Below are 14,584 nucleotides of genomic sequence, written 5' to 3' on the forward strand. Positions count from 1 at the left end.
CGTACGTACGGTTTGCTAGCGGCCCGCGTCAGCGGGGCCGAGAACTCTGGAGGCGTGCATGTGGGATCCCACCGTCTACCGCCGGTTCGGCAGCGAACGCTCCCGGCCCTTCGCCGACCTGCTGGCCCGGGTGGGCGCCGAGGCGCCCCGCGCCGTCGTCGACCTCGGCTGCGGCCCGGGCGAGCTGACCGCCTCCCTCGCCGGGCGCTGGCCCGCCGCCCGGGTCACCGGTCTCGACTCCTCGCCCGAGATGATCGAGAAGGCGGTGGCGCTGGGTGCCCGGGCCGACTTCCGGGTCGCCGACGTACGGACCTGGCAGCCCGGCCCGGACGACGACGTCGTGCTCAGCAACGCCGTCCTGCAATGGGTGCCCGGCCACCACGACCTGCTGCGCCGCTGGGTCCGCGAGCTGCCCGCGGGGGCGTGGCTGGCGGTGCAGGTCCCCGGCAACTTCGACGCGCCGTCACACCGCGCGCTGCGCGAGGTGGCCCGAACCGAGCCGTGGGCCGCCCGGCTCGACGGCCTGCTCCGGGAGGCACCGGTCGACGACGCGCCCGGCTATGCGCGGGTGCTGACCGACGCCGGAGCCACGGTCGACGCCTGGGAGACTACGTACGTGCATCTGCTGCCCGCCGATCCCGCTACGGCGCACCCGGTGCTGCGCTGGATGGAGGGCACCGCCCTGCGGCCGGTCCGGGCGGCCCTGGACGATGCGGCGTGGCAGGGGTTCCGCGCGGCCCTCGGCGAGCGGCTGGCCGCCGCGTACCCCGCCCGCGACGGCCTCGTGGCCTTCCCGTTCCGCCGGATCTTCGTCGTGGCGACCACACCCAAGGAGAGCCCACAGTGACCGAGCTGGCCTCATTCATCGCCGGCCTGCCCAAGGCCGAGCTGCACGTGCACCACGTGGGCTCGGCATCCCCCCGCGCCGTGGCCGAGCTGGCCGCCCGGCACGAGGGCGCCACACCGGTGCCCGCCGACCCCGCCGCGCTGGCCGACTACTTCGCGTTCCGCGACTTCGCCCACTTCATCGAGGTCTACCTCAGCGTCGTCGACCTGATCCGCGACGCCGAGGACGTCCGCACCCTCACCTACGAGGTGGCCCGCGAGCTGGGCCGCCAGCAGGTCCGGTACGCCGAGCTGACGGTCACCCCGTACTCGTCCACCAGTCGTGGCATCCCCGCCGCCGAGTTCTGCGGCGCCATCGAGGACGCGCGCCGCAGCGCGGCCACCGACTTCGGGGTGCAGTTGCAGTGGTGCTTCGACATTCCCGGCGAGGCCGGGCTGGCCGCCGCGGAGGAGACCCTGCGCATCGCGCTGGAGGAGCGCCCGGACGGGCTGGTCAGCTTCGGTCTCGGCGGTCCCGAGGTGGGTGTGCCCCGGCCGCAGTTCAAGCCGTACTTCGACAAGGCGCGGGCGGCCGGGCTGCACAGCGTCCCGCACGCGGGGGAGACCACGGGGCCGCAGACCGTCTGGGACGCGCTGCGCGAGCTCGGCGCCGAGCGGATCGGCCACGGCATCGCCAGCGCCCGGGACCCGGCGCTGATGGCCCACCTCGCGGAGCATGGGATCACCCTGGAGGTGTGCCCCACCTCGAACGTACGGACCCGGGCGGTCGCCGACCTCGACGACCATCCACTGCCGACCCTCGTCGCGGCCGGGGTGCCGGTCACGATCAACTCCGACGACCCGCCGATGTTCGGCACCACCCTGGAACAGGAGTACGCGGTCGCCGCCCGCCTGCTCGGCCTCGACGAGTCAGGGGTGGCCGACCTGGCCCGCGCCGCGGTCGACGCGTCGTTCCTGCCCGCGGAGGGCAAGACCGCCCTGCGGGCCGAGATCGACGCGTACGCGGCCGGGCACTGACCGACCCCTGCCGGGCCCGCGCCCTCCAGGGGGCGGGCCCGCAAGGCAGGGCCGGGGGGTCAGGCGTGGCCCGCGTACAGCGGGTCCTGCCAGATCGCCAGCACCACCAGGATGCCGATGGTCAGGATGGCCACCCAGCGCACCAGGCGGCGGCGGTTGAAGCGCGCCGGGCCCTCGTCCGGCTCCAGCCCCGGCTCCACGGTCACGTCCGTGTCCAGCATGGTCGTTCCCCTTCCCTGGGCGGGTGGGTGCGGCACCACCACACCCGCTATCGGTTCCGCGTCCGCCTGCTCAGCCCGGCACCGCCGTCCAGCTCTGGTGCCGAGCTCCGTTGCCCTGCTGCAGCACCAGTAGCCGGTGCGGCCCGAACCGCTGCTCACCCACGCCCACCGCGAGATCCCCGGCCGTCGTGCGCAGCGTGAAGCCGTAGTCGGAGGCCTGCAGCGACCAGCGACCCGCGTCCGCCGTGCAGTCACCCTGCACCAGCGGCGTGCCCGCCACGAGGTTGCCGTCCAGGGGCACCACGCACTTGCCGGTGGCCCGCGACTGCAGCGAGAACGTGCCACCCGAGGCCGGGATGAACTTCCACTGCTGCTGGGCGTCGCCGTCGGTGCCGCCGAGCGTGATCGGCGTGCCGCTGGCCGTACGGGCCGCGTACAGGTCGGCGGCGCCGCCGGTCAGCGAGTTCGTCAGCACGAACCAGGTGTTCTGCGCGGGCCGCGCCGCGGGCACGGTGCGCGCAGTGCTCCGGGCGAGATACCCGTGCTTCTCGCTGCGGATGCTCACCTGGTACGAGGTGTCCGGCTTGAGCCCGATGAGCTGCGCGCGGGTCGCCACCGTGGTGGCCACCGGGACCCCGTCGACGGCCACCTCGTAGCGGGCGTCGGGGGCGGCGGCGCTCCAGGTGAGCCGGACCGCCGTGCTCGTGGGGTCGCGGATCTCCAGTACGGCCTGCACCTGCTGGGCGACCTGGTCGGCCGGCACCGGCTCGGTGCCCGGCGCTCCGGACGCGGGCGCGGACGGCGGGTTCCCGGCCGACGGCTGCGCGTCGGGCGGCGTGCTGCTCGGTGCCGCCGAGCCCGGCGCGGGTACCGCACCGCCCGACTCGGGGTCGGCCGGCGGCGCCGTGGTGGCCGCCGAGGTGGGCGTGACGGTCGGCGCGGTGGTGGCCGGCGCCGGTACCGCCCCCTCGGGCAGGTCGTCGCCGCCATCGGTGCGCAGCAGGAACTCGCTCTGCGCGACATTCCAGTTGCGGGCCAGGTAGCTGTCCGGCTTCGGGCTGGTGCTGAAGTAGTCGTCGTGGCCGCAGTCGAGGCGGTTCTCGTGCTTCTTCGGGCAGACCGTACGGACCGGCTTGCCCGAGCGGTCCCGCCCGCACAGCAGGTCGTAGTCGTCGGTGCACCCGCCCGCGCCGCTGGCGTTGGGGGAGTCCTGCAGCACCGCGCCGAGCGTGTACGTCACCTCCCGGGCCGCCATCGCGGAGCTCCAGCAGCCGGAGTCCACCCGCCCGTACGAGGGGCCGCCGTTGTTGCGGTTGCCCAGCCCCGGCCGCCGGTCCGCGATGTACGTGCCGATGCCGCAGTACACGTTCGCGTCCGCGAAGATCAGGTACTTGCGGTCTGTGCGGTTGTAGCCGAGCGTCTGCAGCGCGTCGATGTTCGCGGTGAACGAGGCGAGCGCGCCCTCGGGCAGCTGCACCTCCGCGACGTCCACCCGGCACTGCGGGGTGGTCACGAAGCGCACGTGCCGTGACCCGCCGGTCTCCGCCGCGCTGGCGTCGAAGATGGCGTCCACCCCGGCCGCCCAGACCCGCATCGAGCCGAGGTAGTCGGTGTACCGGCTCGGCGTGCCGAACTCGTGCAGGTAGAGCACCTGCACCCGCTTGCCGTTGCGGCCGTCGCCCTCGCAGGCGACGTCGTGCCGTCCCATGACGAAGTCGGCGTCACCGGGCGCCGCGTCAGGGACCAGCGCGGGGGCCGTGGGGGTGAGCGCGCTGCCGCCCTCGTCGCGGACGATCTCCGCGTCGGCGGGCACCAGGGCGGCCTCGCGGCGCGGGCCGACCGGCTCGGGTGCCTTCTGGGTCACCGGCGGCACGCTGCGGCGGACCCGCAGCCCGGCCGGGGCCGGGTCGGGCCCGTGGGTGCAGGTCAGATCGTCCAGCTGGTACGACCCCGCGCACAGGGAGTCCGCCGAGGCGAGCTTCAGGCCGTCGTAGATGAGCCCCTGATCCGGCACGTCCGGCAGGGCGGCGAAGGTGATCCGTTCCCGGTTCTGCCCGTCCCCGCCGCTCCAGCCGCCGCCGACCACTCCGGGACCGGCCACCGCCGCGATGCCCAGCAGGCCGAGGCCGAGCGCGACCGGCAGCAGCCGGTGCGTACGCGAGTCAGCCCGGCGTCGCGGGCGCACGGCGGCCAGGCGGCGTCGCGCCGCCTCGCGCAGCGCGGGCCGTCGGTGCGCGGACAAGAACCCTCCTCGTGCAGCCGGTGCGCGGTGGGAGGGGGTTATGGGGTGACCACCTCCCACCGCGCTGGGGCTCGACCGGTCCGCGCTGCGAGGACGACGTGCGCCCCTCGAACCGGCAAGCCGGATGGGATCGGATGGGATCGTGCCAGGCCTGCCGGGCCAGGGGAACGCCCTTAATAGAGATCTAAGCAAGAGTTGGTCCGTCCGGAGTGAATCGCCCGGGTCGGGCGGATCGGGCAGGTCCTCAGGTTTGCTCGGTGCCTTGCTGCGGCCGTTTGCGCCGCACCGGATCTCGTTCCCTGGCCAGTCGGCCCACCAGCCCGAACCGGCTGGCCTGCTTCGGGGCGGCCTCGGCGTCGGCCAGCAGCATCACCACGCTGGCGCCGCCCAGCACGGCCCGGTCGATGCTCACCGACCCGCCGGTGGCCGTGGCCGCGCGCCGGGCGATGTCCAGGCCGAGGCCGGTGGACCCCTGCTCGCTCTCGCCGCGGCGCAGCGCCTTCTCCGGGTCGCCGATGCCCGGCCCCGCGTCGTCCACCCGCAGTGCCACCCAGCCGTCGCGGCGCGAGATGCCGACCTCGAACGCGGTGCCCTGCGGGGTGTACCGGAACACGTTGCCCAGCACCGCGTCGAGCGCGGCGGACAGCTCGGCGCGGTCCACCGGCACCGGGATGCGGGTGCTGGCCCCGAGCACCCGGTACTGCCGGTCCTGGTCGCCGGCGAGCGCGGACCAGAACCGCATCCGGTCCCGGACCACCTCGCTGGCGTCGCAGAGGCCGTCCTCGGGCGCGGCGACCTGCGCGGCGACCGCCTTGCGGGTGGTGTTGATGAGCTGGTCGACCTCGCCCTCGAGGGTGACGATGGCCTGCCGGATGCGCCGGATGCCCCGGCGGCGGTCCAGCTCGGCAGCGGAGTATTCGCCGATGTGGGTGTCGTCCGGGTCGAGCGCCTCCGCGTCGAGCCGCAGCACGGTCAGCGGGGTGCGCAGCCGGTGCGACAGGTCCGCCACGAGTTCCCGCTCCATGGTGCGGGAGGTGACCAGCCGGTCCGCCATCCGGTTGAAGGCGTACCCGGCCTCGGCCAGCTCGCGCGGCCCGCTGGGCTGGATCCGTACGCCCAGGTCACCGCCGCCGACCGCCATCGCGGCCTGCACCAGGTTGCGGACCGACGCCACGGCGCCGCGGGCCAGCCGGTCGACCACGATCACCGAACCGAGCACGAGGCCGAGCGCGATGCCGAGCAGGATCCACCAGTCCCGGGCGGTGTGCTCCCGCAGCTCGGCGTTCGGGACGAACACCTCGACCACGGAGGTCTTGTCACCGACCGTGACCGGCTGGAGGCGCACGACGCCACCGTCGACGTCCTCGGTGAGGCTGCGCCGGCCGGTCGCGGCGGCGCGGACGTCGTCCGGATCGGCGCGGCCCCCGGTGACGCTGCCGGGCCCGTGCACGACGGGGTTGCCGCCCGCCGCGTCGATCGCGGCCTGCAGCTCCCTGCGGCTGGCCCCGGCCACGAGCGCGCCCGCCACGGTCGCGCTGCGCTGGTCGGCCGCGGACATGGCTTGGACCCGGTGGTCGTCGCGCAGCTCCCAGCCGAGCGGGATGAGGAACGCGAGGGCGGCGACGGCGGTGGTGGCGGCGCTGACGTACGCCAGCCGCGGCCTCAGTCCGGGGCCACCAACCGGAATCCGACCCCCCGCACGGTGCGCAGGTAGCGCGGTTTCGCCGCGGACTCGCCCAGCTTCCGGCGTAGCCAGTACAGATGCACGTCGATCGTCTGGTCCTCGCCGACGGATGGCTGTCGCCATACCTCCTCCAACAGCTCACGACGCGAGACCACCCGGCCCGGGCGGGCGGCGAGGTACGCCAACAGGTCGAACTCCTTGCGGGTCAGCGCCAGCGGGGTGTCACCGAGCGTGGCGCTGCGCTCACCGATGTCGACGCGCAGCTCGCCGACCTCGTGCACGGCGGGCTGCGCTGTCCGGCTGGCCCGGCCCACCCGGCGCAGCACCGTGGTGATGCGCGCGTCGAGGTGGGCCCCGGTGAACGGCTTGACCATGTAGTCGTCCGCGCCGGCGCGCAGCAGCCGCACCACGGTCTGCTCGTCGTCGCGGGCGGTCGCGATGATGATGGGTACGTCGGTGATGCCGCGCAGCATCCGCAGCGCGTCCGAGCCGTCCAGGTCGGGTAAGCCCAGGTCGAGCACGACCAGGTCGGGAGTCTCGGCGGCGACGCGGCGCAGGGCGTCCAGGGCCGTTCCCACAGCGTGCACGGCATGGCCACGGTCGGCCAGCGACCGCAGCATCGCGCCGCGCACGACGTGGTCGTCCTCGACGAGCAACACCGTGGCCATGCCGAGCACCGTACTGCCAGCGGCACGTAACTCCTAAATGGTGATGCAGGGGAATATCACGATGACGCAGAGTCACGAAATCGGGGGGTAGGAACGGGGCGCCGATGCCCTGGGACGCGCTTTTCCGGCATCGGCCGGGTGCGGGAGAAAACCGGTGGCCGCGTCGGTTCCGGGGTGCGCAAATGGAACCACTAGCATCGGGAACGGCCCGCAATCGGCGGGCCGGTACACCACCGGCGAAAAGGAGAAAGACCGTGTCTGCACCCCGTACCCATGCCGTGGCCGACCCCGTCGTCGTCCCGGCCGGGACGACGGCGGGCGACGCGGTCGCGGCCGCGGGCCTGCCCACCTCCGGGCCCAGGGCGATCGTGGTGGTCCGCGACGCCGAGGGCCGGCTGCGTGACCTCGACTGGGCCCCCGAGGCGGACGCCCGGGTGGAGCCGGTGTCGATGGATTCACCCGACGGGCTGAACGTGCTGCGCCACTCGGCCGCGCACGTGCTGGCCCAGGCCGTGCAGGACATCTTCCCGGAGGCCAAGCTCGGCATCGGCCCGCCCATCCACGACGGCTTCTACTACGACTTCGACGTGGCGAAGCCGTTCCAGCCCGACGACCTGGCGAAGCTGGAAAAGCGGATGCAGGAGATCGTCAAGGCCGGTCAGCTGTTCCGCCGCCGCCGCTACGACTCCTTGGATGCGGCCCGGGCGGAACTGGCGAACGAGCCGTTCAAGCTGGAACTGGTCGATATCAAAGGTGACGTCGACGCCGACGAGGTGATGGAGGTCGGCGGTGGTGAGCTGACCGTCTACGACAACATCGACCCGAAATCCGGCGAGCGCGTCTGGGGCGACCTGTGCCGCGGCCCGCACCTGCCCTCGACCCGGCTGATCCCGGCGGTCAAGCTGATGCGCTCGGCCGCCGCGTACTGGCGCGGCAGCGAGAAGAACCCGCAACTGCAGCGGGTGTACGGCACCGCCTGGCCGAGCCGCGACGAGCTGAAGGCGTACCTGAACCGGCTGGCCGAGGCGGAGCGCCGCGACCACCGGCGCCTCGGTGCCGAGCTGGACCTGTTCTCGTTCCCCGACGAGATCGGCAGCGGTCTCGCGGTGTTCCACCCCAAGGGCGGGGTGATCAAGCGGGAGATGGAGGACTACGTCCGGGCCCGCCACATCGAGGAGGGCTTCCAGTACGTCGGCACCCCGCACATCAGCAAGGAGGGGCTGTTCCACACCTCCGGGCACCTGCCGTACTACGCGGACACGATGTTCCCGCCGATCCCGTTCGAGGGCGCGGACTACTACCTCAAGGCCATGAACTGCCCGATGCACAACCTGATCTTCCGCTCGCGTGGGCGGTCGTACCGGGAGCTGCCGCTGCGGTTCTTCGAGTTCGGGTCGGTGTACCGGTACGAGAAGTCGGGCGTGGTGCACGGCCTGACCCGGGTGCGCGGACTGACCCAGGACGACTCCCACTCGTACTGCACCCCGGAGCAGGCGCCCGGCGAGATCAAGCACCTGCTCGACTTCGTGCTGGGCCTGCTGAAGGACTTCGGGATCACCGACTTCTACCTGGAGCTGTCGACCCGCGACGACAGCAAGCCGGACAAGTTCGTCGGCTCTGACGAGGACTGGGAGACGGCGACCGCGGTGCTGGAGCAGTGCGCCAAGGAGTCCGGCCTGGACCTGGTGGCCGATCCGGGCGGCGCCGCGTTCTACGGCCCGAAGATCTCGGTGCAGGCCAAGGACGCGATCGGCCGTACCTGGCAGCTGTCGACCATCCAGTACGACTTCAACCAGCCGCGCGGCTTCGAGCTGGAGTACCAGGCCGGGGACGGCACCCGGAAGCAGCCGGTGATGATCCACTGCGCCAAGTTCGGGTCGATCGAACGCTTCATCGGCGTGCTCGTGGAGCACTACGCGGGCGCGTTCCCGGCCTGGCTGGCACCGGTGCAGGTGGTCGGCATCCCGATCCGCGACGACCACGCCGAGTACCTGGAGCAGTTCGCGGCCAGGCTGCGGGCCGAGGGCATCCGGGCCGAGGTGGACCACTCCACCGACCGGATGCAGAAGAAGATCCGTACCGCGCAGCAGCAGAAGATCCCGTTCATGGCGATCGCGGGTGACGACGACGTCAGCGGCGGCACCGTGTCGTTCCGCTACCGCGACGGCTCGCAGCGCAACGGCGTGCCGCTCGACGAGGCGGTCGCGCACGTCGCCGAGGTGGTGCGCTCCCGGGTCAACACCGGGCCGTCCGCGGCCTGAGCCGGGCCACGCCCGCTCGTCCACTACGCCTAGGATCGGGGCGTGGTGGACGAGCAGCGCGGAACGGACCCCGACGGGCTGGAGCGGCTCTGGACGCCGCACCGGATGACCTACATCTCGGGGGAGGACCGGCCGGAAGGCGGCTACGAGCAGCCGTCGGGCTGCCCGTTCTGTCTGGCGCCGGGCCGCCCGGAGCCCGAGGGCCTCGTGGTGGCCCGCGGCGAGACGGTGTTCGCGGTGCTCAACCTGTACCCGTACAACCCCGGGCACCTGATGGTGTGCCCGTACCGGCACGTCGCCGACTACACGGAGCTGGACGCGGCCGAGACGGTCGAGCTGGCCGAGTTCACCCAGCGGGCGATGCGGGTGATCCGCAGCGCCAGCCGCCCGCACGGCTTCAACCTGGGCATGAACCAGGGGGCGGTCGCGGGCGCGGGCATCGCCGCGCACCTGCACCAGCACGTGGTGCCGCGCTGGGGCGGCGACGCCAACTTCATGCCGGTGATCGGCCGCACCAAGGTGCTGCCGCAACTGCTGGCCGACACCCGCGAGATGCTGGCGAAGGTCTGGCCCGAGGTCGCCTGACGACCCCGGGCCGGTCGTCCTGCCCGGTCAGCGGGCGGCCACGGCCTCCTTGCGGACCGCGTCGGCCAGGTGCGACGGCATCGGCTCATGCCGCACGTACGTCCGGCTGAAGGTGCCCGCCCCGGACGTGATGGCGCGCAGCTCCACCGCGTACCGGATCAGCTCGGTCGCGGGCACCTCGGCCCGGACCAGGCTGTAGCCGGTCTCGTCCTCGTTCTCTGTGCCCATCGGGCGGCCCCGGCGGCCGGACAGGTCGCTCATCACCGCCCCGACGTACGCCTCCGGCACCCGCACCACGATCTCGTCGACCGGTTCGAGCAGGGTCATCTGGCCGGCCTCCGCGGCCTCCTTCAGTGCCATCGAGCCCGCCGTCTGGAACGCCGCGTCGGACGAGTCGACGCTGTGCGCCTTGCCGTCGAACAGGGTGACCCGCAGGTCGACCACGGGATAGCCGGCGACGAGGCCGCGTTCCAGCTGCGCGCGTACCCCCTTCTCCACCGACGGGATGTAGTTGTGCGGCACGGCGCCGCCCACCACCTTGTCGACGAACTCGAAGCCCCCGCCGCGCGGCAGCGGCTCGACCTCGATGTCGCAGACCGCGTACTGGCCATGACCACCGGACTGCTTGACGTGGCGGCCGTGGCCCTTGGCGGCCGCGCCGAACGTCTCCCGCAGCGAGACCTTGACCGGCTCGGTGTCCAGCTCGACGCCGCCCGCGCGCAACCGCTCCAGCACCACGTCGGCGTGTGACTCGCCCATGCACCACAGCACGAGCTGGTGGGTGTCGGCGTTGCGTTCCAGGCGCAGGGTCGGGTCGCCGGCGACCAGCCGGGCCAGGTTCTTGGCCAGGGCGTCCTCGTCCGAGCGGGATTTGGCCACGACGGCGATCGGCAGCAGCGGCTCCGGCATCCGCCACGGCGCCATGAGCAGCGGCTCGTCCTTGCCGGACAGGGTGTCGCCGGTCTCGGCGCTGCCCGACTTGGTGATCGCGCACAGGTCACCGGCGACGCACGAGGAGACCTCGCGCAGCTGGGCGCCGAGCGGCGAGTAGATGTGCGCGATGCGCTCGTCGGCGTCGTGGTCGGGGTGGCCGCGTTCGGCCATGCCGTGCCCGGAGACGTGCACGGTCTGCTCGGGACGCAGCGTGCCGGAGAAGACGCGGACCAGCGAGACACGCCCGACGTGCCGGTCGATGGTCGTCTTGACCACCTCGGCGACCAGCGGGCCGTCCGGGTCGCAGACCAGCGGCGTCCGCGGCGAACCGTCCACGCCGGTCACCGCGGGCAGGTCGTGTTCCAGCGGGGTCGGCGCGCTGGAGACCAGCGTGTCCAGCAGCGCGTCGAGACCGACGCCGGTCTGCGCGCACACCGGGATGACCGGGTAGAAGTGGCCGCGGGCCACCGCCTTCTCCAGGTCCGGGATCAGGACGTCCTGGCCGACCGTCTCGCCGCCGAGGTAACGGTCCATCAGGGTCTCGTCCTCGCTCTCGGCGATGATCCCCTCGATGAGCGCGTTGCGTTCCTCCTCGACCGGGGCGAGGTGCTCGGGTTCGGCGTCGCGCACCTGCGGCGGGTGGCCCGCCGAGTAGTCCAGCACCCGCAGCGTCACCAGGCCCAGCAGACCGGCGACCGACTGGCCGTCGTCGCCCAGCATCGGCTGGTAGAGCGGCATGACGTTGTCGCCGAACGCCTCCTGGCAGCGGTCCAGGGTGCCGTCGTAGTCGGCGCGCGGATGGTCGAGCCGGGTGATCGCCACGGCCCGGGGCATGCCCACCGCTGCGCATTCCTCCCAGAGCGCGGTGGTGGCGTCGTCCACGCCGTCCACCGCGGAGACGACGAAGAGCGCGGCGTCCGCGGCCCGCAGGCCGGCGCGCAGCTCCCCGACGAAGTCGGCGAATCCTGGGGTGTCCAGCAGGTTGATCTTGACGTCGTCGTGCACCAGCGGGGCACACGCGAGGGAGACGGACCGCTGTTGGCGTACGGCCGCCGGATCGTGATCGCACACCGTGGTGCCTTCGGTCACCGACCCCGGCCGGGGAATCGTGCCGGACGCGGCAAGGAGCGCCTCCGCCAGCGTCGTCTTCCCGGAACCGGAGTGGCCCACCAGCACCACGTTGCGCACTCTGCCGGGCTCGGTAACCACCGGCGCGGCAGCGCCGGCGAGCCCCCTCTCCGAAGTCTTCTGCGCCATGGCAGCGCACCTCCGTTTCAGAAGAGTTACGACGCTGTTCTTGGATCCCACACCCTGCGCAGTCGTGACCGCAACCCCCAGTAGTCACCGGCGACGCCACCATGACGATACGGCCAACGGGTGACCTGGGCCGTACCGTCGGCCGACGGCACGCCGTTATGGTGAGACGGCCATGGCAAAGATCTTCGGTGGAACCGCGCGTGCGGTCGTGTCGCACGTCGTCGACCCGACCGCCCGGTTCCTGCTGCGCCTCGGCGTCACCCCCAACGCGGTCACCGTGGCCGGCACCGTCGGCGTGCTCGTCGGCTCGACCGTCGCCGCCTTCGGACACATCTTCTGGGGCGTCTGGATCGTCACCGCCTGCGCGCTGACCGACGTGCTCGACGGCACGATGGCCCGGATGCGTGGTGGCGCCAGCAAGTTCGGGGCGCTGCTCGACTCGTCCATGGACCGCATCGCCGACGCGGCCGTGTTCGGCGCGGTCGCCTTCTATCTCGCCGAGCGCGGCAACCCGTACGGCGGGATGGTGGCCGCCCTGCTGTGCCTCGCCGCCGGCCAGATCGTCTCGTACGTGAAAGCCCGCGCGCAGAGCCTCGGCCTGGATGCCGACGTCGGCATCGCCGAACGCCTGGAGCGGCTGCTCATCGTCGGCGTCGGCGGCCTGCTCACCAGCGCCGGCCTGATCTGGGGCCTGCCCGCCGCGCTGTGGGTGCTGGCGGTGCTGTCCGTCATCACGGTGTTCCAGCGGCTCACCCACGCCGCCCGCTCGGCGCGGATCCCGGCCCCGTGAGCAAGACCGGGGACCGGCTCGCCGAGTTGGGGTACGCGGCGGGCTGGCGACTCGTGCGTGCCCTGCCGCAGCGCGCCGCCGCGGCGCTGTTCCGCGCCGGCGCCGACCGGGCGTACCGCGGCAACGGGCGCGGCACCCAGCGGCTGCGCCACAACCTGCGCCGTGTCGTCGGGCCGCAGCTGCCCGATACGGAGCTGGACGACCTCGTCCGGGCCGGGCTGCGCTCGTACGCCCGGTACTGGATGGAGGCGTTCCGGCTGCCGTCGCGCACCCCCGCCCAGCATCTCGACGGCTTCCGGCTGGCCGAGGTCGACGAACTGGCCGGGCTGCTGAACCAGGGCCGCGGGGCGGTCCTCGCGCTGCCGCACGTCGCCAACTGGGACGCCGCGGCCGCCTGGGTGTCCGCGAACGGCTGGAAGCTGGTCACCGTCGCGGAGCGACTCAAACCCGAGGGCGTGTTCCAGCGCTTCGTCGAGTACCGGGAGAAGCTCGGCATGGAGGTGCTGGCGCTGACCGGCGGCCAGCGCCCCCCGCTGGACGTGCTCGCCGAACGCGCCACCCAGGGGTACGCGGTGGCCCTGCTGGCCGACCGCGACCTGTCCGCGCGCGGCGTCGAGGTGGACTTCTTCGGCGGCCGCACCCGGATGCCCGCCGGCCCGGCCCTGGTGGCGCTGCGGACCGGCGCGCCACTGTACGCCGTGGACATGTGGTTCAGCCCGGAGCGCACAGAGGCCCGCATGCGCCGCATCCCGCTGCCCGGTCCGGACGAGGGTCCGCTGGACGCGCGGGTGAAGGTGGCCACCCAGCGGCTCGCCGACGCGTTCGCCGAGGGGATCGCCGCGCATCCGCAGGACTGGCACATGCTGCAGAAGCTGTGGCTGGACACGCCCGCGCGCACGGGCTCGGCCTGAGGCGGGCGGCGTGCGGATCGGGATCGTCTCCCCGTACTCGTTCGACGTGCCCGGTGGGGTGCAGAACCACATCATCGACCTGGCCGAGGCGCTGATCGAGCTGGGCCACTCCGTCAGCGTGCTGGCGCCCGCCGACGAGGACGCCGACCTGCCGCCGTACGTGGTGCCCGCGGGCCGGGCGGTGCCGCTGCCGTACAACGGGTCGGTGGCGCGGATCGCGTTCGGGCCGGTCTCCACCGCCCGGGTGCGGCGCTGGCTGTCCCGCGGCGAGTTCGACGTGCTGCACGTGCACGAGCCGATGGCGCTGAGCCTGTCGATGCTGGCCGTCCTGTCCGCCCGTGGTCCGGTGGTCGCGACGTTCCACACCGCGATGACCCGGTCCCGCGCGCTGTCGGTGGCCCAGGGCCTGCTCCAGCTCGTCGTCGAGAAGATCACCGCCCGGATCGCGGTGAGCGAACTGGCCCGCAAGGTGCAGGTCGAGCACCTGGGCGGCGGGGCCGTGGAGATCCCCAACGGGGTCGCGGTGGCCAAATTCGCCCACGCAGAACCGCTGCCCGGCTGGCCGGGCGACGGCGGTGCCCTGGGTTTCCTGGGCCGGTTCACCGAGCCGCGCAAGGGCTTCGGGATCCTGCGTACGGCGTTCGTCACCCTGGCCCGGCAGCGCCCCGGCCTGCGGCTGCTGGTCGCGGGCCCCGGCGACCGCGACGACCTGTACGACGACCTGCCCGCCGACCTGCACGACCGGGTCACGTTCCTCGGGCTGGTCTCCGAGGCCGACAAGGCGCGGATGCTGCGCAGCGTCGACGTGTACGTGGCACCGAACACCGGCGGCGAGTCGTTCGGCATGATCCTCACCGAGGCCATGGCGGCCGGGGCGGCCGTCGCGGCCAGCGACCTCGACGCCTTCCGCCGCGTCCTGGACGGCGGCCGCGCCGGGGCGCTGTTCCCCACCGGGGATGCTGCCGCGCTCGCCGAGGTCCTCGGCGGGCTGCTGGACGACCCCGCCCGCCGGGCGGACCTCGCCGCCTGTGCCCGCGAAGTGGTGCAGGCCTACGACTGGTCGACCGTGGCGCAACGGGTCCTGGAGGTCTACGCGACCGCCATCGAGGCGACCGACGGGCGGGTTTTCGACGCCGAGTGGGCGGAACCACCCCCCGCGCGCTGAGTAC

General features: G+C 73.1%; 12 protein-coding genes. 7 read left to right on the forward strand and 5 right to left on the reverse strand.

Going from position 1 to position 14,584, the window contains the following annotated elements; genetic code table 11:
- Positions 1–58: 58 nt before the first annotated feature.
- Positions 59–847: a trans-aconitate 2-methyltransferase gene (locus ACMCNN_RS09695; protein WP_412745856.1), complete on the forward strand. Its 789-nt coding sequence runs from the start codon at positions 59–61 to the stop codon at positions 845–847.
- Positions 844–1,863 carry an adenosine deaminase gene (locus tag ACMCNN_RS09700; RefSeq protein WP_412745857.1) on the forward strand — a complete coding sequence of 340 codons (1,020 nt, stop codon included), beginning with the start codon at positions 844–846 and terminating at the stop codon, positions 1,861–1,863. The genes ACMCNN_RS09695 and ACMCNN_RS09700 overlap by 4 nt, the downstream gene beginning before the upstream one ends.
- A 59-nt stretch (positions 1,864–1,922) precedes the next feature.
- Here the strand turns inward: ACMCNN_RS09700 and ACMCNN_RS09705 are convergent, their stop codons facing one another.
- The 4 genes from ACMCNN_RS09705 to ACMCNN_RS09720 all read right to left on the reverse strand — a co-directional run bounded on the left by ACMCNN_RS09705 (position 1,923) and on the right by ACMCNN_RS09720 (position 6,678).
- Positions 1,923–2,084, reverse strand: a complete 162-nt coding sequence (locus ACMCNN_RS09705; protein ID WP_412745858.1) for a hypothetical protein — start codon at positions 2,082–2,084, stop codon at positions 1,923–1,925.
- Positions 2,085–2,154: 70 nt separating this feature from the next.
- On the reverse strand, positions 2,155–4,326 hold the full coding sequence (locus ACMCNN_RS09710; protein WP_412745859.1) for an RICIN domain-containing protein: 2,172 nt from the start codon (positions 4,324–4,326) through the stop codon (positions 2,155–2,157).
- Positions 4,327–4,570: 244 nt separating this feature from the next.
- The gene (locus tag ACMCNN_RS09715; RefSeq protein ID WP_412747110.1) at positions 4,571–5,854 is read right to left on the reverse strand and encodes an ATP-binding protein; all 1,284 of its coding nucleotides are present in this window, start codon (positions 5,852–5,854) and stop codon (positions 4,571–4,573) included.
- 134 nt (positions 5,855–5,988) lie between these two features.
- Positions 5,989–6,678: a response regulator transcription factor gene (locus ACMCNN_RS09720; protein WP_412745860.1), complete on the reverse strand. Its 690-nt coding sequence runs from the start codon at positions 6,676–6,678 to the stop codon at positions 5,989–5,991.
- Positions 6,679–6,932: 254 nt separating this feature from the next.
- Here ACMCNN_RS09720 and thrS point away from each other — a divergent pair, with 254 nt between their 5' ends.
- Positions 6,933–8,939, forward strand: a complete 2,007-nt coding sequence (thrS, locus tag ACMCNN_RS09725; protein WP_412745861.1) for a threonine--tRNA ligase — start codon at positions 6,933–6,935, stop codon at positions 8,937–8,939.
- Positions 8,940–9,044: 105 nt separating this feature from the next.
- A complete protein-coding gene (locus ACMCNN_RS09730; protein WP_412747111.1) occupies positions 9,045–9,524 on the forward strand; it encodes an HIT family protein in 480 nt (159 codons plus the stop codon).
- Positions 9,525–9,551: 27 nt separating this feature from the next.
- Here ACMCNN_RS09730 and ACMCNN_RS09735 read toward each other — a convergent pair whose 3' ends face one another.
- The gene (locus ACMCNN_RS09735; RefSeq protein WP_412745862.1) at positions 9,552–11,714 is read right to left on the reverse strand and encodes an elongation factor G-like protein EF-G2; all 2,163 of its coding nucleotides are present in this window, start codon (positions 11,712–11,714) and stop codon (positions 9,552–9,554) included.
- Positions 11,715–11,886: 172 nt separating this feature from the next.
- Between ACMCNN_RS09735 and pgsA the strand changes: the two genes are divergently transcribed.
- The 3 genes from pgsA to ACMCNN_RS09750 are packed head-to-tail and all read left to right on the forward strand — an operon-like array spanning position 11,887 to position 14,580.
- A complete protein-coding gene (gene pgsA / locus ACMCNN_RS09740; RefSeq protein WP_412745863.1) occupies positions 11,887–12,504 on the forward strand; it encodes a phosphatidylinositol phosphate synthase in 618 nt (205 codons plus the stop codon).
- Positions 12,501–13,415, forward strand: coding sequence for a phosphatidylinositol mannoside acyltransferase (locus tag ACMCNN_RS09745; RefSeq protein WP_412745864.1), 915 nt, complete (start codon positions 12,501–12,503; stop codon positions 13,413–13,415). The genes pgsA and ACMCNN_RS09745 overlap by 4 nt, the downstream gene beginning before the upstream one ends.
- 10 nt (positions 13,416–13,425) lie before the next feature.
- Positions 13,426–14,580 (forward strand): glycosyltransferase family 4 protein, encoded by a 1,155-nt coding sequence (locus ACMCNN_RS09750; protein WP_412745865.1) that lies wholly within the window; start codon positions 13,426–13,428, stop codon positions 14,578–14,580.
- The last annotated feature ends 4 nt before the right edge of the window (positions 14,581–14,584 follow it).

Origin of the sequence: Krasilnikovia sp. MM14-A1004 (assembly GCF_047159485.1) — a bacterium.
In the GTDB taxonomy this organism is placed as follows: Bacteria; Actinomycetota; Actinomycetes; order Mycobacteriales; family Micromonosporaceae; genus Actinoplanes.